This is a genomic window from Halomonas sp. KHS3, from assembly GCF_000830495.1.
Classification (GTDB): Bacteria; Pseudomonadota; Gammaproteobacteria; order Pseudomonadales; family Halomonadaceae; genus Vreelandella; species Vreelandella titanicae.
The window spans coordinates 301316-326596 of record NZ_JWHY01000004.1 but is presented as its reverse complement, the minus strand read 5'-3'; the positions used below and the strand labels follow the sequence as shown (position 1 = coordinate 326596).

21 protein-coding genes and 2 pseudogenes are annotated in these 25281 nt (G+C 55.0%); 18 read left to right on the top strand and 5 right to left on the bottom strand.

Going from position 1 to position 25281, the window contains the following annotated elements; translation table 11 throughout:
- The first annotated feature begins 34 nt into the window (after positions 1-34).
- The 11 genes and pseudogenes from RO22_RS12290 to RO22_RS25335 form a co-directional block, all read left to right on the top strand.
- Positions 35-1216: a 1-acyl-sn-glycerol-3-phosphate acyltransferase gene (locus RO22_RS12290; RefSeq protein ID WP_009286584.1), complete on the top strand. Its 1182-nt coding sequence runs from the start codon at positions 35-37 to the stop codon at positions 1214-1216.
- A gap of 127 nt (positions 1217-1343) precedes the next feature.
- Positions 1344-1625 (top strand): hypothetical protein, encoded by a 282-nt coding sequence (locus tag RO22_RS12285; protein WP_022523639.1) that lies wholly within the window; start codon positions 1344-1346, stop codon positions 1623-1625.
- 104 nt (positions 1626-1729) lie between these two features.
- Positions 1730-3766 carry a methionine--tRNA ligase gene (gene metG, locus RO22_RS12280; protein ID WP_041158440.1) on the top strand — a complete coding sequence of 679 codons (2037 nt, stop codon included), beginning with the start codon at positions 1730-1732 and terminating at the stop codon, positions 3764-3766.
- 176 nt (positions 3767-3942) lie between these two features.
- Entirely contained in the window at positions 3943-4524 is a 582-nt protein-coding gene (gene rsxA, locus RO22_RS12275) for an electron transport complex subunit RsxA (protein WP_007114112.1), read from the top strand.
- A 12-nt stretch (positions 4525-4536) separates the two neighbouring features.
- Positions 4537-5133, top strand: coding sequence for an electron transport complex subunit RsxB (rsxB, locus tag RO22_RS12270; protein WP_027959293.1), 597 nt, complete (start codon positions 4537-4539; stop codon positions 5131-5133).
- Positions 5133-6788 carry an electron transport complex subunit RsxC gene (gene rsxC / locus RO22_RS12265; protein ID WP_027959292.1) on the top strand — a complete coding sequence of 552 codons (1656 nt, stop codon included), beginning with the start codon at positions 5133-5135 and terminating at the stop codon, positions 6786-6788. The genes rsxB and rsxC overlap by 1 nt, the downstream gene beginning before the upstream one ends.
- Entirely contained in the window at positions 6785-7834 is a 1050-nt protein-coding gene (locus RO22_RS12260; RefSeq protein ID WP_009286581.1) for an RnfABCDGE type electron transport complex subunit D, read from the top strand. Before rsxC ends, RO22_RS12260 begins: the two co-directional genes overlap by 4 nt.
- A complete protein-coding gene (gene rsxG / locus RO22_RS12255) occupies positions 7831-8490 on the top strand; it encodes an electron transport complex subunit RsxG (protein WP_009286580.1) in 660 nt (219 codons plus the stop codon). Before RO22_RS12260 ends, rsxG begins: the two co-directional genes overlap by 4 nt.
- Complete coding sequence (locus tag RO22_RS12250; RefSeq protein WP_041158439.1) at positions 8487-9188, top strand: electron transport complex subunit E; 702 nt, start codon at positions 8487-8489, stop codon at positions 9186-9188. The genes rsxG and RO22_RS12250 overlap by 4 nt, the downstream gene beginning before the upstream one ends.
- 73 nt (positions 9189-9261) lie before the next feature.
- On the top strand, positions 9262-9900 hold the full coding sequence (gene nth, locus RO22_RS12245; RefSeq protein WP_009286578.1) for an endonuclease III: 639 nt from the start codon (positions 9262-9264) through the stop codon (positions 9898-9900).
- A 749-nt stretch (positions 9901-10649) separates the two neighbouring features.
- Positions 10650-10817: pseudogene (locus tag RO22_RS25335) on the top strand (hypothetical protein); the annotation flags it as partial.
- Here RO22_RS25335 and RO22_RS25330 read toward each other — a convergent pair.
- A pseudogene (locus RO22_RS25330) lies at positions 10754-11146 on the bottom strand (DUF3524 domain-containing protein); the annotation flags it as partial. The pseudogenes RO22_RS25335 and RO22_RS25330 overlap by 64 nt on opposite strands.
- A gap of 288 nt (positions 11147-11434) precedes the next feature.
- Between RO22_RS25330 and RO22_RS12235 the strand changes: the two are divergent.
- From RO22_RS12235 to RO22_RS12215, 5 genes are all read left to right on the top strand, one after another.
- On the top strand, positions 11435-11809 hold the full coding sequence (locus tag RO22_RS12235) for a response regulator transcription factor (protein ID WP_022523646.1): 375 nt from the start codon (positions 11435-11437) through the stop codon (positions 11807-11809).
- On the top strand, positions 11806-13866 hold the full coding sequence (locus RO22_RS12230) for a 3'-5' exonuclease (RefSeq protein ID WP_041158438.1): 2061 nt from the start codon (positions 11806-11808) through the stop codon (positions 13864-13866). The genes RO22_RS12235 and RO22_RS12230 overlap by 4 nt, the downstream gene beginning before the upstream one ends.
- Positions 13866-14075, top strand: coding sequence for a hypothetical protein (locus RO22_RS12225; protein WP_022523648.1), 210 nt, complete (start codon positions 13866-13868; stop codon positions 14073-14075). The genes RO22_RS12230 and RO22_RS12225 overlap by 1 nt, the downstream gene beginning before the upstream one ends.
- A gap of 2 nt (positions 14076-14077) precedes the next feature.
- Complete coding sequence (locus tag RO22_RS12220; RefSeq protein WP_041158437.1) at positions 14078-16822, top strand: sensor histidine kinase; 2745 nt, start codon at positions 14078-14080, stop codon at positions 16820-16822.
- Between the two features lie 97 nt (positions 16823-16919).
- Positions 16920-18146 (top strand): EAL and HDOD domain-containing protein, encoded by a 1227-nt coding sequence (locus tag RO22_RS12215; protein WP_235270503.1) that lies wholly within the window; start codon positions 16920-16922, stop codon positions 18144-18146.
- A 6-nt stretch (positions 18147-18152) separates the two neighbouring features.
- Here the strand turns inward: RO22_RS12215 and RO22_RS12210 are convergent, their stop codons facing one another.
- The 3 genes from RO22_RS12210 to RO22_RS12200 all read right to left on the bottom strand — a co-directional run bounded on the left by RO22_RS12210 (position 18153) and on the right by RO22_RS12200 (position 20960).
- Positions 18153-19295, bottom strand: coding sequence for a DUF294 nucleotidyltransferase-like domain-containing protein (locus tag RO22_RS12210; protein WP_041158436.1), 1143 nt, complete (start codon positions 19293-19295; stop codon positions 18153-18155).
- 39 nt (positions 19296-19334) lie between these two features.
- Complete coding sequence (locus tag RO22_RS12205) at positions 19335-19664, bottom strand: HlyU family transcriptional regulator (RefSeq protein ID WP_022523652.1); 330 nt, start codon at positions 19662-19664, stop codon at positions 19335-19337.
- Positions 19665-19739: 75 nt separating this feature from the next.
- Positions 19740-20960: an argininosuccinate synthase gene (locus RO22_RS12200; protein WP_027959286.1), complete on the bottom strand. Its 1221-nt coding sequence runs from the start codon at positions 20958-20960 to the stop codon at positions 19740-19742.
- Positions 20961-21231: 271 nt separating this feature from the next.
- Here RO22_RS12200 and rnt point away from each other — a divergent pair, with 271 nt between their 5' ends.
- Both rnt and RO22_RS12190 read left to right on the top strand, forming a co-directional pair.
- The gene (gene rnt / locus RO22_RS12195) at positions 21232-21900 is read left to right on the top strand and encodes a ribonuclease T (protein ID WP_009286574.1); all 669 of its coding nucleotides are present in this window, start codon (positions 21232-21234) and stop codon (positions 21898-21900) included.
- 184 nt (positions 21901-22084) lie between these two features.
- Positions 22085-23344 (top strand): 6-phosphofructokinase, encoded by a 1260-nt coding sequence (locus RO22_RS12190; protein WP_009286573.1) that lies wholly within the window; start codon positions 22085-22087, stop codon positions 23342-23344.
- A gap of 193 nt (positions 23345-23537) precedes the next feature.
- Here RO22_RS12190 and RO22_RS12185 read toward each other — a convergent pair whose 3' ends face one another.
- Positions 23538-25253 carry a bifunctional protein-serine/threonine kinase/phosphatase gene (locus tag RO22_RS12185; protein WP_009286572.1) on the bottom strand — a complete coding sequence of 572 codons (1716 nt, stop codon included), beginning with the start codon at positions 25251-25253 and terminating at the stop codon, positions 23538-23540.
- Positions 25254-25281: the final 28 nt, after the last annotated feature.

Here is a 25281-nt window from a genome sequence, read left to right as displayed (position 1 = left end):
ATCGATATTTACTATTTATCATCCAACGGTTCGCATGACTCATCACAACAACGCTACCAACGCCTCTACCGAGACAGACCCGTGGGCCGATATTCGGCCCTTTATGGATCATGAAGTGGCCGATGTGCTGGCCAGACTCTCACGGGACAACGAGCTGCTGGATGCACTGACCCGCTTTCGGCTGCCGCGCATGGCGCGCTGGGCACCATCCCTGGCGCGTGTTTTTGCCAGCCGTGCCGTACGTCGTGAAGTCAAAGACGTAACGACGGTTTATGAGTTTCAAATGCGTATTGCCCATTACATGGAGCGCATGATTCGCACCACCACGGATGCCTTTGAAGTTACCGGCCTCGACAAACTCGACGCCAACGGCGCTTACCTGTTCATAGGTAACCACCGCGATATCTCGCTGGATCCCGCGTTCGTCAACTATGCGCTGTATCAAGCAAACCGCGACACCGTGCGTATCGCGATCGGTGACAATCTGCTTAAAAAGCCCTATGTCACAGATCTAATGCGGCTTAATAAAAGCTTTATCGTGCCACGCAGCGCCCGAGGTAAGCGGGCTATGCTGGCAGCATACCAGCAACTTTCCGCTTATATTCGCCATACCATTACCGAAGACCAGCACTCAATCTGGATGGCACAGCGGGAAGGGCGGGCCAAGAACGGCATCGATCACACTGAACCCGCCATTATCAAAATGTTGATCATGGCCAGGCGAGCCGCAGAACGAGACATGGTATTTGGCGAGGCAATTGCTGAGTTAAAGCTGGTGCCGGTATCGATTAGCTATGAATACGACCCCTGCGATGTCCAAAAAGCCCAGGAGCTGCACGATATCGACACACTGGGTAGCTACGCTAAAAGTGAGTTTGAAGATATTCGCTCCATTGTAGCCGGCATTACCGGCTCCAAAGGGCGTGTACGGCTGCACTTTGGCACACCGGTAGGTTCTGATATGGCCACGCCCGACGAAGTCGCTGCTGAGATTGACCGCCAGGTGATTGGTGGCTATCGACTGTTCCCCAGTCACTATTTGGCTTTAGAGGCGCTGGGCGAAGCACCGGAGCTGGTGGCACGCAAAGCCATCACTCGACAAGACCGTGAACGCTTTAATGCCCGGCTTGCCGAAGTGCCGGAGCCTCTGCGCCCCTACTGGCTTGCCCAGTACGCGAACCCTGTTAAACACAAGGCAGGGCGACTGACGCTCTAAATCAGCGTTTTAAGCTGCCATTTTAATAACGGGCAATTCATGCCCGTTGGCGGAAAAAATGCTATGGTCGATGCATTGATTGGTTTCGCATGGCGCTGTCGTCAATTGCGATCCTAAGGAGACCCCCATGTCCGGTTCAGAAATTCAGAAAACACGTATCATCAACGAGCTACGTGGCTTTATTCGTAAGCTGCTGCAAGATCCAAAGATCCTTGAGCAATCACTGGCGATTGCCAGAGAACAGCTGACCGAAGGCAATAGCCCTGCGGTGATGGCGCGGATTGCCAACGAAATTTCCGATACCACCAGCGTGCATATACCGGAAGACCCGGCTGAACACTCTGAGGCTGATAAGCTCTTTTTAGAACTGCTGCGTGAAGTCGTTCAAGAAGAGCAAGCGCTTTATTAATCGTTTCTAGGACGTAACGGTATCGGCGAAGCGTTTAGCGACTTCGCCGTCTTTTTTACTATCGCCTGACCGGCACCCTTATTCACTCGGAATTAACCTTCACCATGTCTACTACCGCCACGCGCAACATTTTGGTGACTAGCGCGCTCCCTTACGCCAACGGAGCCATTCACCTCGGTCACTTACTTGAGTATATCCAGACTGATATCTGGGTACGTTTCCAGAAAAGCCGTGGCCAGCATTGCTACTACGTATGTGCCGATGACGCCCATGGCACCGCCATTATGCTGCGTGCCGAGCAGGAAGGCATTACCTCTGAAGCCCTGATTGAGCGGGTTTCCAACGATCACCAAACAGACTTTGCCCGTTTTGGCGTTGGGTTCGACAATTACCACTCGACCCACTCCGCTGAAAACCGCCACTTCAGCGAAATGATTTATAAGCGCTTACGGGATAAAGGCCATATTGCCACCCGTGATATCGAGCAGATGTTTGACCCCCAGAAAGGCCTGTTTCTGGCTGACCGTTTTATTAAAGGCACCTGCCCTAAATGTGGCGCTGAAGACCAGTATGGCGATAACTGCGAAAAGTGCGGCGCTACCTATACTCCCGCCGACTTGATCAACCCCGTTTCAGCCATTTCAGGCGCAACGCCCGAAGTACGTACATCGACCCACTACTTCTTTAAACTGCCTGACTTTGCCGACTTCCTGCAGGGCTGGATTGACGACGGCCATGTGCAGCCGCAAATCCGCAATAAGCTGATGGAGTGGTTTGAGTCTGGCTTTAACGAGTGGGATATTTCCCGGGATGCGCCCTACTTCGGCTTCGAAATTCCCGATGCCCCGGGCAAATACTTTTATGTCTGGCTGGATGCGCCAATTGGCTATTTGGCCAGCTTCAAGAACCTGTGTGACCGCGAAGGTATCGACTTCGACAGCTACTGGAACAAAGGCTCTGATGCCGAGGTATATCACTTTATCGGCAAAGATATCGTCTACTTCCACGCGCTCTTCTGGCCCGCCATGCTGCATGGCGCGGATCTGCGCACCCCCACCGCCGTCAACTGCCACGGTTTCCTGACGGTAGACGGCGCCAAGATGTCGAAATCCCGCGGCACCTTTATTAAAGCCGCCACCTACGCCGACCATCTCAACCCGGAATACCTGCGCTACTACTTTGCCGCCAAGCTTACTTCCAAAGTTGATGACCTGGATCTGAATTTGGACGATTTTGCCGCGCGGGTAAATTCAGATTTAGTCGGCAAGGTGGTCAACATTGCCAGCCGCTGCGCCGGTTTTGTTAAAAAGCTCGGCAGTGGCAGCCTCTCAAGCCACTGCGCTGAGCCACAGATGGTCGCCCGCTTTATTGCCGCCGGTGATGATATTGCCGAAGACTTTGAAGCCCGGGAATTTAGCCGGGCAATGCGCAAAATTATGGAACTGGCGGATGAAGCCAACACCTATATTGCTGATAAAGAACCCTGGGCGCTGGCCAAGCAGGATGGCCGTGACACAGAGGTGCTTGAGATATGCTCGGTAGGCATTAATCTGTTCCGCCAGTTGATGGTTTATTTGGCTCCTGTGGTACCCGCCATGGCTGAAGAGGCCCGTGTTTTTCTTAACGTTGAGTCGCTGGACTGGCACACTCGACAGAGTGTGCTCACCGAGCACACAATCAACAAATTCAAGCCGCTGATGACCCGCGTTGAACGCGACAAAATCGATGCCATGATTGAAGCGTCGAAGGAAGATCTCGTGGAAGAGCAAAAATTGAAAGAAGCACCCAAAGGCCCGCTGGCGGAAGAGCCTATCGCCGAGGAAATCGACTTTGCCGCCTTTGCTAAAGTCGACCTGCGCATTGCGCGTATTGCCAAAGCCGAATACGTAGAAGGCGCCGACAAACTGCTGCAATTGACCCTCGACCTGGGTGGCGAAACCCGCAACGTCTTCTCCGGCATTCGCTCCGCCTACGCCCCGGAAGCCCTGGAAGGCCGCTTAACGGTCATGGTCGCCAACCTGGCTCCGCGCAAAATGCGCTTCGGCGTATCGGAAGGCATGGTGCTGGCCTCTGCTAACGAAGATGGCATCTACCTGCTCTCTCCCGATGCAGGTGCCGAGCCGGGTCAGCGGGTAACCTAACCCGTCGCATAAGCGGTAAGCAGGTTAAAGGGCAGAGACTCAAAAGCGCTCTGCCCTTTGCATTTTTATTACAGCGGCAATTTTATTCAAACTTCCTCCTGCATAGGTTTTTCACACATCAAACTTCCTTGCCTCCCACTAGCCAGCGCCGCCTTTTCTTCGCACAATACGCTGCCATGAGTGAGTTATTTATCATTTTGATCAGCACTGCCCTGGTCAACAATTTCGTACTGGTTCAGTTCTTGGGCCTATGCCCGTTTATGGGCGTCTCCAATAAACTGGAGTCGGCCATGGGCATGTCCCTGGCCACTACCTTTGTGCTGACCCTGGCATCGGCCGCTAGCTTCGTGGTTTATCACGGCCTGCTTGTGCCGCTGGATGTAACCTACCTGCGTACCATTAGTTTTATCGTGGTGATCGCCGCCGTGGTGCAGTTTACCGAAATCATGGTGCGCCAACTGAGTCCGCTGCTGCACCAGGTGCTGGGCATTTTCCTGCCGCTGATCACCACCAACTGCGCGGTATTGGGTGTAGCCCTGCTGTCGTTAAACCGTGAATTAAGCTTTTTCCACACCACCCTTTATGGATTGGGCGCAGCACTGGGCTTCTCGCTTATTTTGGTGCTGTTTGCCGCGATGCGCGAACGTTTAGCGGGGGCGGATATTCCCAAACCCTTCCAAGGCGCCGCGATTGCTATGGTCACCGCCAGCCTTATGTCGTTAGCATTTTTAGGGTTTTCAGGGTTGGTGCAGGGATGAAGGCAGCGCGCAATGAATAGCACCATTGATATCATTGGAATCCTCAGCGCCGTCGCGGTATTAACCGGCTTGGGTATCGGTTTTGGCGCCCTGCTGGGCTTGGTGAGCGAGCGCTTTAAGCGCGAAGATAACCCGCTAGTTGAGCAAATTGATGCGCTACTGCCGCAAACCCAGTGCGGCCAGTGCGGCTACCCAGGCTGCCGCCCTTACGCTGAAGCCATTAACCAGGGTGATGCGCTGAATAAATGCCCTCCGGGTGGCGAAGCGACGATTCACGCCCTTGCCGATCTTCTCGGGCGCGACCCCGAGCCCCTGGATGGCGAAGCGCAAAGCGAAGCCAAGGTGGCATTTATTCGCGAAGCGGAGTGCATTGGCTGCACCAAGTGCATCCAGGCCTGCCCGGTCGATGCGATTATCGGCGCGGCTAAATTAATGCATACCGTGATTGAAGACGAGTGCACCGGCTGCGATCTCTGCCTTGACCCCTGCCCCGTGGACTGTATCGATATGCTGCCACGCTCAGCCCCGCTCACCCAGTGGCAGCCGGTAGTGGCGCACTCATCAAACATGATTGCCAGCGACCGCCAACCCGCTTCAGGGGTGTCTTGATGTCGAACGCCTTTGACTTCCCGGGAGGGATTTACCCCCCCGAACGCAAACAGCGTTCAAACCAATCCGCGCTGATTGAAGCGCCACTGCCCCGCCGGGTCACTCTCCCCCTTCAGCAGCACAGCGGTCAGCCAGCGAAGCCCTGTGTGGCGCAAGGAAATGCGGTAAAAGTGGGCAGCGTGATTGCCAAACGTGAAGGTATGGTCTCTAGTGCCCTGCACGCCAGTATTAGCGGTACGGTGAGCGAGGTTAGCACTACCCAAATCAGCATTGAGGGTGACGGGCAAGATGAGTGGCTTAGACTGCCACCATTGGTGTGGCAAAATGTCGAACCCCACGCGCTGCTTGAGCGTTTAAACGAGAGCGGCATCGTCGGCTTAGGTGGCGCCGGGTTTCCCACCCATATTAAAGCGCGGGTGGTCGAACAACATACGATTCACACCCTGGTGATTAACGCCGCCGAGTGCGAGCCCTATATCACCGCCGATGATCTTACCCTGCGCCACTACGCTAACGAGGTGCTTGAAGGCGCACAGATAATCGCCAAACTGTGTGGCGCGCAGCATATCGTTATTGGCATCGAGGATAACAAACCCGAGGCCATTGACGCGCTGAAGCAAGCCCTAACCAATAGTCAGCCAGTCCCCGTCGAGCTGGCCGTGATCGCCACCCGCTACCCCAGCGGCGGCGAACGACAACTGATTAAAAAACTGCTAGACCTCAACGTACCCAGTGGCGGGCTGCCTGCTGATGTTGGCGTGCTGTGCCACAACCCAAGCACGCTACTGGCGATACTACACGCAGTGCGCGATGGTCAGCCGCTGGTTTCCAGGGTGGTCACGCTGACTGGAGAGGCCATCACCCAGCCCGGCAATCGCTGGGTGCGTCTGGGCACATCGGTTAGAGAGCTGCTGGAGCAGGCAGGGTTAAATACCCCAGAGTTACACCAAGTGATTCAAGGTGGCCCCATGATGGGCACGCCACTGCTAACGCTCGATACGCCGGTCACCAAGCTTACCAACTGTTTAATCGCGGCAACGCTTGAAGAGTTACCGCCGCCCCCAGCAGAATCGCCCTGCATTCGTTGCGGTGAGTGCGAAAGCGTTTGCCCGGTAGCACTGCTGCCGCAACAGCTGCACTGGTACGCCCGCGCTCAGGATGATGCCAAGCTTGAGCGCTACCACCTATTTGATTGCATTGAGTGCGGTGCCTGCAGCTACGTCTGCCCCAGCCATATTCCGCTCGTGGTGGATTACCGGGAAGCTAAAAGCCGGTTACGCCTGCAGCGAATTGAGACAGCAAAAGCGGAGCACGCCAAGCACCGTTTTGAGTTTCGCCAAGCGCGGCTTGCTCGGGAGGAGGCTGAGAAACAGGCACGCAAGCAAGCCCGCCAGGCGCAACAGCGGCGCCCTTCTAACACTGCCGCAACCAACAGCGAAAAGGTCGACTTACGCGGTCTGCGCATCGCCCATGCCGCCGCCAAAGCATCGGTCAAAAAGGCTGAAAAAACCCTGGCGCGCGTCGCTCAGGAAGATCCTAAACAATCCCTGGATGACTTAGAAATGCAGCTTGCCACCGCCCAGGAGAACTTGAAAGCAGCCGAGTTGCAGCTTGCCCAGGCGCGCGAACAGCAGTCTAGCGAGGAGTCGCCATGAGCATGATGCACGCCTCAGGCGTTAAAGATGCCATGACGGCAACCGCGGTGCCACCAACGGCAAGCTTAATGCGCTGGGTAATTGCAGCAACCCTGCCAGGCATCGCCACCATGAGCTACTTCTTTGGCCTTGGAGTTATCAGCAATGTACTGTTAGCCGCCGCTTTTGGTATTGCGCTTGAAGCCGCCGTGCTACGGCTACGCAAGCGCCCCATTCGTGTGACGCTGAATGACTCAAGTGCCCTGCTTACCGGCGTTTTGCTGGGCACGTCACTGCCACCCGCTAGCCCCTGGTGGCTTGTCGGCGTGGGTATGATCGCGGCAATTGTAGTCGCCAAGCAGCTATACGGCGGCTTGGGGCATAACCCGTTTAACCCCGCCATGGTGGGCTATGCGCTGCTATTGGTGTCGTTTCCTACCTACATGACGCTATGGGCACCGCCCCAGGAAATGCTACCTAATGATTTATGGGCGCAAATCACCGGAACTCTACCGACCGCCCAACTAGATAGTTTGAGCGGCGCAACACCGCTAGATGCTTTTAAGCACAAAGGGGACGCCGTGCTTGCCAGCGAGTTTTGGGCGGCTAACCCACTGCCGAATGGAACCCTAACTGCCTGGCGATGGGTAGCACTTGCTTGGCTAGTAGGTGGTGTGGTGTTGTTAGCGAAGCGGATTATTAGTTGGCATATTCCGATCGCGATGCTTGGCAGCCTAGTACTACTGGACACGCTGTTTTATCTCAGCGACCCCAGCCACTTTGCTTCACCGCTGTTTCACCTGCTCACCGGGGCAACGCTATTCGGGGCGTTCTTTATTGCCACCGACCCGGTCTCCGCTGCCACCAGCCAACGCGGCAAACTTATTTATGGCGCGGGGATCGGCGCGCTGGTTATCATTATTCGCACCTTTGGCGGCTACCCCGATGCTGTGGCGTTTGCGGTCTTACTGATGAACCTGTGCGTACCATTACTGGATATATATAGCGTGCCGCGGCCCACTGGCCAGCAAAAAGCTTCACCGGGTAAGCCAGGAGAACAGCCATGACGCTGCTCCAGGCCATGCGGCGTGGCGCCTTCGCGCTGGGCACCTTTGCACTGATTACCGCCGGCAGTGTCGCGCTTACCCGCGCGCTAACCGCCGAACGTATAGAGACACATCAGTTGGCTTACCAACACCGCCAGTTGCAGGAAGTACTGCCCCAAGCGCTGGCGAATACCCCCGTCACCCAGGTACTGGAGAGCACCTTTACCCTTCCCAACCCACAAGCGCTAGGGCTGGCGAGTGATAGCCAAGGCTGGTGGGTAAGTGGCAGCGAGAACAATAACCCGAGCCGAAACGGAAGCAGCGCAGTGATCTTGCCGGTGGTAACCCGCCAGGGATATAACGGCAAAATCCACCTACTGATTGGCATTGATGAGCACCAGCGTATCAGCGGCGTGCGCGTTACCCAGCACCAGGAAACGCCTGGGCTAGGCGATGACATTGAGCGCAGCCGCAGCGACTGGATCACCCGGTTTAATGGTTTAAGGTTAGATAGCTTGCCACCAGAAGGCTGGGCGGTAGCTAAAGATGGCGGTCACTTTGATGCGTTCACCGGTGCAACGATTACGCCCCGAGCCGTGGTCAACGCTGTCCATAAAGCGCTTCAGTACGCCGCCGATACACCGCTACCGATGTCATTTGAGGAGCCCACCTTATGAGCCAGTGGCGCGAACTAGCCCAAAGCGGCCTTTGGTCGAATAACCCCGCGCTGGTGCAACTGCTGGGACTTTGCCCGCTGCTAGCCGTGAGTGGAAATGTCGTCAATGCGCTGGGGCTGGCGCTGGCTACGCTACTGGTAATGGTAGGCGCCAGCACGGCGATTTCGCTGATTCGTCACCAGGTGCCCAGCGCGGTGCGCTTGCCCGCTTTCGTAATGGTGATTGCAGCTTTTGTTACCTGCGCTGAACTGCTCATGGCCGCCTACGCCTACCCGCTCTATCAGGTATTGGGGATTTTTATTCCGCTGATCGTGACCAACTGCGCCATTCTTGGCCGAGCCGATGCATTTGCTTCCCGCCAGCCGGTGCTTCCAGCGGCCATCGATGGCTTTATGATGGGGTTGGGTTTTGCTGCGGTACTGGTGTTACTTGGCGCTCTGCGCGAGTTGCTGGGCCAAGGCACGCTGTTTAGCGATATGGCGCTACTGTTTGGGCCGCAAGCGGCCAGTTGGCAGCTGACGATTGCCGACGACTACAAGTTCCTGTTTTTCGTGCTGCCGCCCGGCGCGTTCTTTGTGGCGGGCCTGTTAATCGCGCTGAAAAACGTTATCGATCAACGCAATGCTGCCCGTGCCAAGCCAGTCGCGGCAGCACCCCGAACTGAGCGCCGCGTACGGGTTACCGGCACGATTAAATAGTTGGCAAGATGCCGAAAGTACACATGTAAGCAACTGCTTGTATTTATAACGCGTATTTATTAAGAGACCCGCCATGAATGCCCAAAAGCGTCATGAAATCTTTGCTCGCCTTCAGGCAGAGAACCCGCACCCCACCACCGAGCTTAACTGGAACACGCCCTTTGAGCTGCTGGCTGCCGTACTGCTTTCTGCTCAAGCCACCGATGTAGGCGTCAATAAAGCCACGGCGCGGCTCTACCCGGTCGCTAACACGCCCCAAGCGATCATTGATTTAGGTATCGATGAGCTTAAAGCGCATATCAAAACCATCGGCTTGTACAACACCAAAGCCGAAAACCTGATGAAAACCTGCCACATCCTCGTTAATCAGCACGGTGGCGAAGTGCCCGACACCCGCCAAGCGTTGGAAGCCTTACCCGGCGTAGGCCGTAAAACTGCCAATGTGATTCTCAACACGGCATTCGGTCAGCCCACCATGGCGGTGGATACGCATATTTTCCGGGTATCCAATCGCACCGGCATCGCTAAAGGCAAAGATGTCGTTGAGGTGGAGCAAAAACTGCTGCGCCATGTGCCAAAAGGGTTTCTGCACGATGCTCACCACTGGCTAATTCTGCACGGCCGCTACACCTGTATCGCGCGCAAACCCCGCTGTGGTAGCTGCATTATCGAGGATCTGTGCGACTACAAAGACAAAACCGAACTTGCTTAACGGCTAGCAGCCTGTCGGGCTTGACCGATCGTCGCGAGAAGAACGGATTTTGAGCCAAATTTATCGATCGATTGAGGCGAATAGCGCGCTATTTAACGAAATCGATCGAATAAAGTTGGCCAAAATACCGGGATTCGCAGTAGATCAGTGTTAAGTCCGACAGGCTGCTAGGCCATCAAGTCGAACTCATCAGCAACTGGCGGTAAGCCTCACGCCAAGCGGGCCACTCCCAAGCGGTAGTATCAAGTAGTTCAGGGCGAGTCGCTGGATCGTTAAGCCAAGCACTGAGCCGGTCGTAAAGCCCTTCCCGGGTACCGTCATAGCGATAGGCAGGCGGATAAAGCGCCGGGAAGCAGAGCCGATCCGGCACCAGCGGCAACGCCCCGCGCTGGGCCGCCTCCATGATCGCCAACCCCTGAAATTCATGCCAAGTGGTCGAAACCACAATATCCGCGCTATCCAACAACTCACGGTAGGCCTCCTCCGGCTGTGGCCCCCAAGCCACAATATGCTTGGCTAAGCGCTGCTCGGCCTCGGCAAAAATAGCGGGGACTTGGCGGAAACGCTGACCAAGCACCGCCAGTTCAAACGCTACACCGGCTTCGCTTAACGCAAACAACACGGTGAAGAAGTCGTCGGGATTTTTGTCATACTCCCAGCGGTGATTCCAAATAATTCGCTGTGGCACCATTTTTTGAAAAGCCGTTTGCTGGCAAGGTGCTAAGTTTTTAGATGCTAAGTTTTCAAGCTCTACGTTTTCAGGTGCTAAGTTTTCAGGGGCTGTGCTATCAGGAATGGGCACCGGCAATACCATAGCCCGCTCGCGTATCGCTTCTAATGGCTTAGCTGCCGGAAGGTTTTCCGGCATTTTTTTCAAAAAAGCTCGCGCGCCATCAATAAAGGAGTCACGGTTATAGGCGCTGTTAAACACCACGCTATCCGCCGCCAGCGCCGTATAGAGATTGACCATTTTGGCCTCTACTTGTGGCATTTGATCGCTCGACTCAGGATAGGCGAACTGGTTTTCATGAAAGTAGACAACCTTTTTTGCTCGACCCAGATGCGGGAACAGCCCTACCAGCGTTGCCAGATCAACCATCGAAGTGGCTAGCACTACATCAAACGACTGGCTGAGAGTATCGTGCTCTTTGAGCATCCAGCTCAGCGGATTGCCACGAATACGCCAAGCAAAATGTCGTGGCGGCAGGCTCAACTGCGTCCACGACACCTCCTCAAGCTGCGCCATTAAACTTTGTGCCCAGTAGCGATGGCTCACCGCCTCGTAGGCAGATAACAGGAGAACGCGCATTTACAGCCCTAACAGCCAGATCAGTGGAACGCCATAACATGTTAAGCAATGGCACAGAGGCGAGCAGTGTAACAAAGCGCGCTTACTAGCTCTTATGCAATAGCTCCCTGAACTTGCATGCATTCGGCCAAGGTCGTCTTGGCTGACCTGTTAGATCTATCTAGACTGCATCCATGCAGCTTTAAAACAAATAAACGTTAAAACAAATAAAAGCAGGAGAGCTCCATGGCTAAAGTGCTCGTCGTCGATGACGAACCCAACATTGTTTTATCGCTAGAATTCCTGATGGAGCAAGCGGGGTTTGAGGTCGTCACTGCCGAAGATGGTGAACAGGCCCTGGCAAGAGTGAATGATAGCCAGCCTGATCTACTGCTACTTGATATTAGCTTGCCGGGGATTAGCGGTTTTGACGTTTTAGAGCGACTGCGGAGCGAAGCGGCTACCGCCCAGCTCCCCATTATTATGTTGACCGCTCACGGGCGTGACGTTGAGCGGGAAAAAGGCATGGCGCTGGGCGCCGATGATTACATCACCAAGCCCTTCTCTACTCAGTCGCTGGTCGAAAAAGTCAAAGCGCTACTGATTGAGGAGCAGCCATGACCCGAGGCGGGCTGCCCAAGCGTCAGCGCCTGATTGGCCTCTGGTTGCTACTTAGCGGCATCAGCCTGCTGGGTGGAGCCATTTTCGCCGCTTGGCTGGATGCCAAGCTTGCTCCCACAGGCGTAACGCGCATCGCTCTCTGGCTAGGCAGTTTCTCCGGTGGCGCGACGATTTTTTTAGTCGGTTTGCTGCTTGAGCGCATGCTGTTTACCCCGCTGCGCCATTTACAGGTGCAGCTGGCACGCCTGGTCGCCAACCCGGACGCCCGAGACGAGCACCCACCCGAAGGTTGGCTAAAAGGGCTGGGGCCCGACCTACGTCGAGTACGCGAAAGTTGGCGATCAGATCGCAGTCGCCTTGCCACCGCTCACGCTGACGGCGCCCGCAGCGCTGCACGTATTCGTCAGGAGCTGGAAACGCTGCTGCAAGTGCTCGAAACACCGCTGCTACTGTGTGATCACCACCGCCGGCTCATGCTGTTCAATCAGGCAGCCGAGGACTTCTTTGAGGGTAATACCGGGTTAGGGCTGGGTAAACGCCTGGAGGCGCTGCTGCCAGTAGTAAGCTTACAGCAAATGCTCGGTCAACTGCCTAATGACGGCTCCCCGCGGGAGTTACTCGCTCCCTGTGATGACCGCTGGCTCAAAGTCATTTTACGCCGCGTACCGGGTAGCGATGGCGAAACACTGCTGACTTTTAGTGACGCCACCGCCTCTTGGTCGAGCGAAATGGGCGTTAGAGCGGAACTGGCGGCCATGCTGACCCCGCTTCGCCAGCATACCGCCAGCCTGACCAGCGCTGCTGATGCGCTGATACAGCTGCGCGATCAAAATGACGCCAGTACATCCTCTTTACGCCAGCGTTTTGAGCGGGTAATCCACGAGGAAGGCGTTACGCTTGGCGACAACGTGGCTAAAATCGGCCAGCTACTCGACGACATGCAACACCAGGGCGAGCGCTTGACGCCCATGTGGTCAAACGATTTCTGGCAAGCGTTGGATGAGCGTCTTGATCCGGAGCACCGCCTAATCACCCCGGTGGGCATGCCAGCCTGGTTTAAAGGCGACGCTCCGGCACTCATTGCGCTGTTCGACTCTTTAGTCAAACACCTCAATACCCATCTGCCTGACAGTGGCTTTGAGGGTGAGATGTGCCTGGGCAATAAGCGCGTCTATCTCGACCTTATTTGGCGTGGCAAAGCAATCCCTGAACACGAACTGGCGGAGTGGCGCCAGCAGCCGCTAAACTCCCTGCCATTGACGCCAAGCGTCGCGGATGTGCTGCGCCAACACGCCAGCGACATCTGGAGCCTTGCCGACGATGACGGCGTTCATTCACGCCTGCGACTCCCCCTGCCCGCCATGGAGCGCGTCGGCGCCCCACGCGAAACCGCCCCGCCGCGCCCTGAATTCCATGACTTTGGCATTGCCGACCTGCCTCCACCAGATGAAGCGCTGGCCAGCCGAACACTGCGCAGCCTGGAAATAGTCGCCTTTGATACGGAAACCACCGGGCTTGAGCTACGCCGAGGCGACACCGTCATCAGTCTTGGCGCCTGCCGCGTGGTCAACGCCCGTTTATTGGCAAGCGAGGTCTTCGATCAAAAAGTTGATCCGCAGCGGCCGATCCCGCCGGCTAGCACCGCGATTCACGGCCTTACCGATGCCGATGTGATCGGTGCGCCACCGCTGGATATTGTGCTTACCCGCTTTCGTGATTATGTCGGCGAAGCCGTCTTGCTGGCCCATAATGCCGCCTTTGATCTGCTTGCCATTAGCCACAAAGGGGTCGTTTTTGATATCCCTGTGATCGATACCCTACTGATTTCACGGGCACTGGACGAAGCACTCGATGGGCATGATCTGGATAGCCTTGCCCAGCGCTATGATCTGGCTTTTCCGCCGGGCACCCGCCACACTGCATTAGGCGATGCTCGTGTTACCGCCGAGCTATGGCTAGCTTTGCTGCCACGCCTAGAAGCCCGCGGCGTCGATACCCTCGAGCAGTTGTTAGCGCTGCAAGCCAACGCCTTCGACCGACAGGATGCCAGTGCCTAATGAAACCGTTCGGTGTTAAATCACGCCAAACAGAGCGCCTAATGGCTCTGGTGGCGATTGCCCTGCTACTGTTCTGCCCGCCGCTGATTATCGTGGTGGATCGCCTTCCCGCGTTTAGCGTGGGCTGGCTACCGCTCTATCTATTTATCGCCTGGGCTGGGGTGATCGGCTTAACCGCCTGGCTGATGGAACAGCGTGCAGGCCGCTAACCATGCGTAGTGAGGCGATTATCCTCGGCACCGCTTTTGGCTACTTGGCGCTGCTGTTTGTGGTCGCCGCCTGGGGCGACCGGCGGGCAGAGCAGGGTCGTTCCATCATTGGCTCGCCAACGGTATATGCCCTTTCTATTGCTGTTTACTGCACGGCCTGGACGTTCTACGGCAGCGTAGGGCGCGCCACTGAGTATGGCCCCAGTTTTATGCTCATCTATCTGGGGCCGACGCTGGCGATGCTGTTGGCCCCTTTTGTTATACGCAAGATGGTGCGCATTGCAGCGCGGCAACGGATCACCTCAATTGCCGACTTTATCAGTGCCCGCTACGGCAAAAGCACCAGTTTAGGCGCACTGGTTGCCCTAATGGCGCTGATTAGCATCACCCCCTATATTGCCCTGCAGTTAAAAGCCATCACTGTTAGCCATGCGGTACTGATCAATTATCCCCGCGCGGCCGACACTACGTTGGTGGATGAACACTTCTGGATGGATAAGTCCCTCTGGGTCGCCCTGGTGTTGGCGGTGTTTATTATTCTGTTTGGCACACGCCACCTGGATGCCAGCGAGCGCCATGAAGGCATGGTGGCAGCGATCGCCGTGGAATCTATCGTTAAGCTGGTAGCCTTTATGGCCGTTGGCGTGTTCGTGGTGTTTGTGATGTTTGAAGGCCCCGCCGCGCTGTTTGCCCAGGTAGCGGCCACGCCGGCCCTTGTCGATAGCATGCGGTTGAATAGTGTTCCTGGTGGGGTCACCGGCTGGGTGGGCATGCTGGTGCTGGCCTTTTTGGCCTTCTTAACCCTGCCTCGCCAATTCCAGGTATTGGTGGTGGAGAATGTCGATGAGCAGCACTTAGCCAGAGCAAGCTGGCTATTCCCCCTCTACATGCTGCTGATTAATCTGTTCGTTATTCCCATTGCGCTGGCTGGCCTGCTGTTAGGCGTAAGCGCAGGTGATCCAGACAGCTTCGTACTCACGCTGCCGCTCTCAGCTGGTTTAGAAGGGCTGCCGCTACTGGTCTTTATTGGTGGTCTGTCTGCGGCGACAGGCATGGTGATTGTGGAGACAATCGCGCTTTCCACTATGGTTAGCAATCAGTTGGTGATGCCACTGCTGCTGCGCTCACGGCGCCTGCACCTGAGTACCAAAGGGGAGCTTGCCGGTTGGCTGTTGGGTATTCGCCGCATCGCTATCGTGCTGATTCTACTGCTCGGATATCTCTATCATGCGCTGATTGGTGACTCCTATAGCCTTGTCACTATTGGCTTGGTCTCCTTCGCTGGGGCCGCGCAGTTTGCTCCAGCGCTTTTGATTGGACTCTATTGGCGCGGCGCTACTCGCCAAGGCGCCACTGTTGGCTTAATCGCCGGCTTCTTAATCTGGTGTTATACGCTGCTGCTTCCCGGGTTTGCCCAGTCCGGCTGGCTAGATGCTTCGCTGCTCACTGAAGGCCCCTGGGGAATTGCCTGGCTGATGCCCTATGGTTTATTCGGTCTGGAGAACTGGGATATTTACACCCATTCGTTGCTCTGGAGCATGTTGGCCAACGTGGGGTTATTGGTGGGTGTATCGCTATTTACCCGCCCCACGCCCCTTGAGCAAACCCAGGCGGCACTGTTCACCGAAGCGATGCACCCCAATTTGCAAACCACCTCACTATCTACATCACTATGGCGCGGGCAAACTACCCAGGGTGCACTCAAAGAACTACTCGTTCGCTATCTTGGCACCCCGACCACCCGCCGTGTATTTAGCCATAGCGGAGCCAAAAGCGCTTATGCAGCGGACGAGCCCGCCACCGCGGAGCTGATTACTCGCGCCGAACAGGCACTGGCGGGGGCGTTGGGTAGCTCCTCAGCGCGAGTATTGATCAACTCGGTGGTACGCGGCGAAGCACTGGATATTGAGTCGATTCTGAGCATTCTGGACACGACCTCACAAACTCTGGAGTACAACCGCCGTTTGGAGCAGAAGTCTCAGGAGCTGGTGCAAATTGGCGAAGAACTGCGTAGTGCCAATGAGCGCCTGCGTGAGCTGGATCGCTTGAAAGATGAGTTTGTCGCCATGGTCAGCCACGAGCTACGCACGCCGCTCACCTCGATTCGCGCCTTTGCCGAAATATTGCGCGATAGCAGCCAACTGCCTGATGAAAAACGTCAGCATTTTCTTGGCGTGATCGTCCATGAGAGCCAGCGCCTGTCACGTTTAATTGAAGAAATTCTGGATCTTGCCCGTCTGGAGAGCGGCCGTTTAACGCTTAACCCCGTTCCTCTTGATCTTGCCGCCCTGACTCGGCATAGCATTGATGCTATTGCGCATCTGCATGAGGAGCGCGGCATAGTGCTAGACGTTAGCTTAGAAGCTGATCCTGCGATGGTGGTTGGCGATCATGACCGTTTAGAACAGGTGATTATTAACCTGCTTGATAACGCGGGTAAGTTTGCCGATCGGGAGCAGCCAAAAGTGCGCCTCACGCTTTATCGTCATCGGCGTCATTTCCGTCTGAGTGTAGAGGATAACGGTGCGGGTATTAGCGAAGATGAGCGTGAGCGGGTATTTGAAAAATTCCATCAAATTCAGCAAGGCGATGATATTCCCCGTGGTCGGCCAAGGGGCAGTGGCTTAGGGCTACCGATTAGCCGGGGCATTATTGCCCACCTGGGGGGACGGCTTTGGGTCGAAGATGCTAAAACCTTAGGCGGTGCCTGCTTAACGCTAGAACTCCCCGCTGCGCCTCCAACATAAAGCGTTGATTCCTTATTGGTGACAACGGCTAGCCTTGCTCACTAAAACTAAGTTATTCTTTACTCCAGAGTTCTACTTTCGCCTAAAGAAGCATGTCGTGGATGAGCCGATGAAAAATGAGTGTCACCTTCCTCAAAAAGCGAACACAAATGAGTACACTATTGCGATCCAGCCAATAGTGGATGCTCAGCTACGTCATGTCGCCGATGAACTTCTTTATCGGGCTAATGAAACGAATCAGACTGCTAACGTTTTTGATAATGTCCAAGCCACCGCCAGAGCATGTGCTATTGCTGTCTATGAAATTGGCCTGGATAAACTTTGCGGCACACGCCAGCTGTTTATTAATGCTTCTGCAGACTGGCTCACCAATCCAGACCTGACTGGGCTACCTAGTCAACAAATAGTCATTGAGGTTCTCGAGGATACTTCGCCTACTAAAGAAGTTATTGATGCCTTGCACTACATTAAAAGCCAAGGGTATAAATTAGCGTTAGATGATTTTATCCTAGATGAACATAACCATGCATTTCTGCCCTTCTGCGACATCGTCAAATTTGACATATCCAACGACTTACCTAAAAACCTAATAAAAAAGCTACACAAAGAAGGGATTACGCTTCTGGCTGAACGAGTTGAGACACAGGAAGAGTTCAAGCAGTGTAAAGCGCTAGGTTTTACTCTTTTCCAGGGCTATTTTTATGAGCGCCCCAAAACCCAACTAACTCAAACAGCTCGTCTCTCAACGTCACGCGCCAATCAAATGCAGCTACTCTCCGCACTGTATAGTGACAATGTGCGTCTCTCTGAAATCAGTACGTTAGTGGCTAGGGATCCTTACTTACTGAGCGCAATATTCAAGCGCGCAAACTCCGCGGAGAAGGGCTCACGTCGTCCCACGACGAAACTGATTGATTGTTTACATATTATAGGGCTGAGGGAGCTACGTACCCTGGTTACCATTGTTATGCTCGCTAACAACAGCCCTGTGAGCAAACTTAACCTTATCAAAGGGTTAACCCGGGCATTTGCATGTGAAATGATGGCCGACCAACGTAGACTCGATGAACAGGAAAGCTTTATCGCGGGTTTATTCTCGCTAATGCCTACCATCCTGGGGATTAGTGCCGAACTCATGAAGAATGAAATCAGGCTTGGGCGCTTTATTGAAGATGCTATCAATCAGCGTATAGGCTCATTAGGTAAGTTACTTAATGATGTGGAGGCCGCAGAGAGTCAATTTTCTCCTCTAGATTTTCCATCCGACGTCATGCTCCAAGCGGCTTCTAAAGCGCGCTCGCTTGTTTATACCGACGCTAGCTGATTTATTTTATACGCTGCTTTGAGCGCTAGCACTCAAACGTTTAATCTGCTGTAGATCAAACTTCAGCAGTAATCGCTCGTCTTCGCGCAGGCGCCGCAGGTCAACCCAGCCATCTGCAGCCTGACCGCGAGCTTTGTTATACCGCTGCTGATCCAATAGGCGCTGCTGCAGTCGCTCAAAAGCGGCTACAAGCAACGCCGATTCAGTCGACGTTAGCGCATCCGTTGCATGGCTTAGCGCGATCAATCGCTCGCGTGTGGGTATATCGCGCAGCCCGTACCGCAAGCAGAGTAAGCGTGCAGCGCTAATCAACGGCAACAAGCCTTGATGCTTAAGATTAAGGGCTTGTTCGTGAGGGGCATCCAGGCCCGGGCTTGAGGCAAGCCGCCCAAAGCGATCCAGCGCCACCGGCAACTCATCCAGTAGCGCCGCCATTTCATCCATAAACAGTGGCGCTTTGGGAAGTGTCGAAGCGATGCTCTCACCCAACTGCTTAGCAAGCGCCGGATTACCAGCGATCGGGGCAAAATCGAGTAAGATATTAGTCTGTTGTACGCGCTTTACCCGGCGGTCAGCGCTCCAAATGTCTAGCTGCGCGTGCCACTCACTCAGCCGTTTGCGCCACATCGGCCATCGCGCCATGACATGGCCATTGCAGAGCGGAATACCGGCCTCATCCAGGCGCTGGGTAAACCGCTCACCCAGCGCTTGAAAGTAGCCGTCGATCTCTACGTGGCGATGGTCAGGATAATCGTCAATAATCAGCGCATTATCCTGGTCGGGGCCTAGCAGGCTCTCAAAACGCGCCGCGGAACCTAGTAGCAGTATGCAGTAGTCGACTGGCGGAGCGCCCCACCCCTGCGCCTGCATTTCGTCCAGGGATTGCGCAATAGCCTGACGATAAAGTAAAGCATTGTGGTCGCTGATGATTTGGCTAATACGCCAGGCGGGTAAATCATAATGCACCAACGTTTCGACCAGCGGCAGTTGCCACGCATAGACGTCAGCTAATGAGGTTTGCGGCGAGGGGAATGTAGAGAAGAGTTTCGAGAAGAGATGATCTAACGGCGCATTAAGCGCCGAGGCATTAAACGTTCCATCCTCATGGAACAGAGAGCGCCAGGGTGAGGCTTGGTGTACTAAACGCATACGCCTCTCCTTTACTAGAATGATATGATGGCGTTGTTGCTACTCGCCCTCGCCTGCCCTGCGCGGGTCTGGCTCGAACATCGCTTCACCTACTTCATCAATATAGCGTTGCGCTTTGGTGATCATCATGGCATCACAGGCCTCTCGCCCTGGGAGCATATCGGAACGCTCAAAGCGGTGCTCAAGAGTTTCACCACTGGCGTCGGCCTTGCGAATCCAGCCACTGACGCGGTACTGACCGCTCTGATTGTCTGGCTGAGAGACAATCTCGTAACCTTTGTATTCCACCGGCTCAGCAGCTTTGGTGGTAGCACCTGGCTCAGCCTGACGATCACTACCGAAGAGACCGGAAAATAATTTCTTAAGCATAATGGCTCCTTTGCTTGCAGGGCGGCAAGGAGATGGCCACCCTGCAAGATATAAGCTGCTTTTATCAGCGCTTAATTAGCTCTGCTTACGACCCTTGCCTGCGGCAATGCGCAAACGCAGCGCGTTTAGCTTAATAAAGCCTTCGGCATCTTTCTGATTGTAAGCGCCAGCATCATCTTCAAAGGTAGCGATTGATTCATCAAACAGCGACTCATCGGACTTGCGGCCCACTACGGTAGCGCTGCCTTTGTAGAGCTTCATACGCACGACACCCGCTACATTCTTTTGGGTCTCGTCAATGGCCGCCTGCAGCATGCGACGCTCAGGGCTCCACCAGTAACCGTTGTAGATCACTTCTGCGTACTTCGGCATCAACTGATCTTTTAGGTGGGCTTCTTCGCGGTCTAGGGTGAGCGACTCAATGGCACGGTGAGCACGCAACATAATAGTGCCCCCTGGCGTTTCATAACAGCCACGAGATTTCATGCCCACGTAGCGGTTTTCAACAATATCCAAACGGCCAATACCGTTGTCGCCACCCAGTTTGTTGAGCTTTTCGAGCACTTCATGGGCTTTCAACGGCTCGCCGTCGATGGCCACGATATCGCCCTTTTCAAACGTCAGCTCAACATAGGTGGGCTGGTCGGGCGCGGCTTCAGGAGAGACACTCCAGCGCCACATATCGTCTTCAGCTTCGGCCCAGGGATCTTCCAAAATGCCGCCCTCATAGGAGATGTGCAGCAGGTTGGCATCCATTGAGTAGGGCGATTTTTTCTTTTTATTAGAAAAATCGACCGGAATTTTATGCTCTTCGCAATACGCCATTAGCTTTTCGCGGGAAGTTAAATCCCACTCCCGCCAAGGGGCGATCACTTTTACGCCGGGCTTCAGGGCATAGCCGCCAAGTTCGAAACGCACTTGGTCGTTGCCTTTACCCGTAGCACCATGGGAAATAGCGTCGGCACCCGTTTCATTGGCAATTTCGATCAACCGCTTAGCAATCAGCGGACGAGCGATAGAGGTACCCAGCAGGTATTCGCCCTCATAGATAGTATTGGCGCGGAACATCGGGTAGACGTAGTCACGCACGAACTCTTCACGCAAGTCTTCGATGTAAATCTCTTTCACGCCAAGCGCTTGCGCTTTAGTTCGCGCCGGTTCGACTTCTTCGCCCTGACCGATGTCGGCAGTAAAGGTCACTACCTCGCAGTTGTAGGTTTCTTGCAACCACTTAACGATAACGGATGTGTCCAGGCCGCCTGAATATGCCAGCACAACCTTTTTGACATCGGACATTCTTTGCTCCTCGTTGACCATAAGATATTCATTAGTAAAAACTACACTTGCCACTAGCGCCTGGCGAATGTGATAGCTCGTATTTGATAGCTCGTTGGAGTAAACCGTTGAGACTGACGTTGAGTATAGCGTTCTCAATGCCCAGCGAATACCGTCAACGACGCCTGGGGGCTAAAGCTGCTAGAATCTCCCCATTCAAAGCGGTGGTTTGCCGCTGATGTTGACTGATGACTCGCTTTACTATTACTCGCTTTAAACCAAGGAGAGCTGCATGAGCGAGGCTATTGCCCGCGAATTAATGGCCCAACGTTTTCGCAGTTACCTGCCTGTGGTCGTTGATTTAGAAACCGGGGGATTTAATGCCCAAGGCGACGCTGTACTCGAGATAGCCGCCGTCACGCTGACCATGGATCCGGAGGGCAACCTGCTTCCTGATGCCACCTATGCCTACCACATTCAGCCCTTTGAAGGGGCGAATGTAGAGCAGTCTGCGCTCGATTTTACCGGTATCAACCTGGACGACCCCCTGCGTCGCCAGGTGGCGCTGAGCGAGTCTGAAGCGCTGGGCGAAATTTTCCGTCCGATTCGTAAATCGATCAAAGCCCACGACTGCACGCGCGCTATTTTAGTCGGCCATAATGCGGCGTTCGACCAAGGCTTCTTGAACGCGGCGGTCAATCGCTGCGGCATTAAGCGCAATCCTTTTCACCCATTCTCAAGCTTTGATACCGCCACCCTTGCAGGCCTGGTCTATGGTCAAACGGTACTTGCCCGGGCCTGTCGTGCCGCAGGCATCGAGTTTGACAACAAAGCCGCTCACTCCGCTCGTTATGACACCGAGCGCACTGCCGAACTGTTTTGCGCGATGGTTAATCGCTATAAAGACCTGGGTGGCTGGCAGCTTGCCCAGCGCGAGCAAGAGATGGATGGTGCGGATTAACACCTCGCCGTCAACAACGTAGCCGCTGATGCAGAGAGCCATTGATGCAGAGAACTGGGCTTTACGCTAAACTTCGCCCCATTACAGCAATCTGGTTTAGCACCGACAATGCCGGGTAGCGGGTATTTGGCGGTGATAAATATATCGATTAAAACTATCCGTTTTTAGGAGATGAGACGTTTCCATGGCCCAGCATAATGCCTTTTACGCCCAATCAGGTGGCGTCACCGCCGTGATCAACGCCAGCGCCTGCGGCGTTATCGAAGCCTGCCGTCAAGCCCCCGATCAAATAGGCAAGGTTTACGCCGGTCATAACGGCATTATCGGTGCCTTAACGGAAGACCTTATCGACGTTACCCAGGAGAGTGATGAGGCAATTGCAGCGCTGCGCCATACGCCGGGCGGCGCTTTTGGCTCCTGCCGCTATAAGCTCAAAGACATCGACACCCACCGTGCCCAGTACGAGCGCTTGATCGAAGTCTTCAAAGCCCACGATATTCGCTACTTTTTCTATAACGGCGGCGGCGATAGCGCCGACACCTGCTTAAAGGTCTCTCAACTTTCCGAGAAGCTGGGCTATCCGCTGACCGCTATCCACGTGCCTAAAACCGTCGATAACGACCTACCGATTACCGATAACAGCCCGGGCTTTGGCAGCGTAGCCAAGTATATTGCCACCTCAACGCTGGAAGCATCGCTGGATATCGCCTCCATGTGCGCTACCTCCACCAAGGTATTTGTGCTCGAAGTGATGGGCCGCCACGCGGGCTGGATTGCCGCTGCAGGTGGTTTAGCCGGCGAAGCCGAAGGCGAGCCGCCGCATATGATTATCTTCCCGGAAATCCCCTTTAACCGTAAGGCCGCCATGGCGCGGGTTGAAGAGAGCGTTAAACAGTATGGCTACTGCGTTATTGTGGTCTCTGAAGGCGCTCGCTACGAAGATGGCACTTTCCTGGCCGATGCAGGTAACACCGATGCGTTCGGCCACCGCCAGCTTGGCGGCGTGGCACCAACACTTGCCGGTATGATCAAGCAGGATTTGGGCTACAAGTATCACTGGGCAGTGGCCGACTATCTGCAGCGCGCGGCGCGTCACCTGGCGTCTAAAACCGACGTTGAACAAGCCTATGCGGTGGGTCGCGAAGCGGTAACCTTGGCGCTGGCGGGTAAAAACGCCATGATGCCCGCCATTCGCCGCATCTCTCAGGCGCCCTACCAGTGGGATGTGATCTCTGCCCCGCTCTCCCAGGTGGCCAACCAAGAGAAGTTTATGCCCCGGGACTTTATCAGCGAAAACGGTTTTGCCATTACCCAGACCTGCCGGGACTACCTCTCACCGCTGATTCAGGGCGAGGACTTCCCACCGTTCGAGAATGGCCTACCCAAAGTCGCCAAACTGAAACTGGCCAAAGCAGAACGCAAGTTGCCCATTTTTACGCTGTAAACGGTTAACGGATCACCGGTCATTGCGAACTGAGATTGCTTCGTCGCTTCACTCCTCGCAATGACCTACCCTTATGTCATTGCGAACGCAGTGAAGCAATCTCGGGGTTGGCTGCCACAATACACTTAGATTCCCGCGTCGCTTCGCTCCTCGCAATGACATAATCTTATTTATCCACCTTTACTACTTGGAGTTAGCGTAGCAACCAGGAAAGCACTAACAGCAATAACAGAATTCCCGCCACACCCTGCCAGAAACGCCGCGGCTCCTGGCGGCTCTCTTCCCGATTGGGCAGCCGCCCGAGCGGCACCCTAAGCGCATGCAAAAACTCAGACATACGCCTAAACCGCAACGCCCTTTGTGGATCCAAGGCGCGGCGTAGTGCATCGTCTAATTCCTGGGAGATTTCAGGATTGGTTGTTCGCGCACTACGATAGGTCAACTCTTCGAGGTCGGTATGGCTGCGCAGCCTGTTGGGTGTCAGTGTGTAAGGTAACGCGCCGGTCAAAAGCCAGTAAGTAGTGGAGGCTAGCGAGTACTGATCACTACGCCGACCGATGCTGTCGCCCAAGGCATACTCAGGTGCGCTGTGTTCGTTAAAGCCAATCTGCCTGAGCAACTCACCTGAGTGGCGATGCCCTTCCCCATCACGCATATGGCAGGCACTAAAATCGGTGAGCACGAGCTTGCCATGTGGGTCGATCAAAATATTATCGGGATTGATCTGCTGATGAATAATGTCCCGATGATGCAGCGCTTGCACCGCTTTACCCAACTGATTGGCAATGTCCAGGCGCTGGGTCAAGCTGGCTTGAGGATGGCGCTCTGCCCACTGTCGCAGCGTCTCGCCTTCAATATGCTGCATCAGATAATAGAGGTAGCGTCGTGGCCGAGATGGCTCCATCACCTTAACCACAAAGGGCGAGTTAACCCGCTCCACTACCCACTGCTGGAGCAGAAAGTGCTCAAGATAGGCATTGCGCAACGAGAGCTCGGGGCTGGGCGCTTTCATGACCATTTCCCGTTCGCTATGCACATCACGGACACGGTACACCCGCGACTGCGCCGTTCGCGATAGCACGGCGAGAACCTCCAGGCCATCTAAACGCTCACCCGGCGCCAGCTCAGGGGGAATGGGTAGATCACCGTAGAGCTGCCCCGGGTGCTCGGCGACCTCATCGGGTAATTCATCGATACGTACCAGCTGAAAGCAGAACTGATCACCGCCATAGCCACGCTCCTGGGCGCGCTGCTTCGCCTCATCAGCTAGCCGCTCGCAGGCGGCATCCAGATCACTGGCATCCTGGCGAATCAAGCGCACATAGTCGGAAGGTAGCAGCGTGCCGCGCACGCCCTGGGTAGTAAACAGGAACAGATCGCCCTGCTTAAGCGCAATGTGGGTGTAATCGATATCGACACTGCCATCCAGACCCAGTGCCCGTGAAGGGTAACGATAGCCGCCTAAATCAGTCACATGGTCGCGGCTTAGCTGTTCAAACTCGGCACCCCGTAAGCGAAAGACCAGCGTATCCCCCATATGGAACAGGTGGGCTTCACGGCCACGAAACACCATCGCCGACATGGATGAAACAAAACTCCCCTCTTTCACATGCTGGCTTTGGCTGTAGCACCAGCTATTAAGCGCGCGCAGTACGCGGGTGGCAGAGGTTTTTACGTCCCAGTGATCGGGGGTGGAGAAGTAATCGGCCAGGAAGCCGCGCACGCTGATATCACCGGCCTGTTTGGCCATGGTATTGCGTGAAATGGAGTCGCTGATCACCGCACAGCCGCCTTTGGCGCGAAGCAGCGGCGCTTCAGGAAAGCGAACTGACATTGAGCTGCGATGCAGGCGCCGATCGGGCGCGACAAACGCTTGACCATAACTAATGAGCAACTGGGCGTGCGACAAGTCATCCTCCTAGGCTGCCGACTCGATC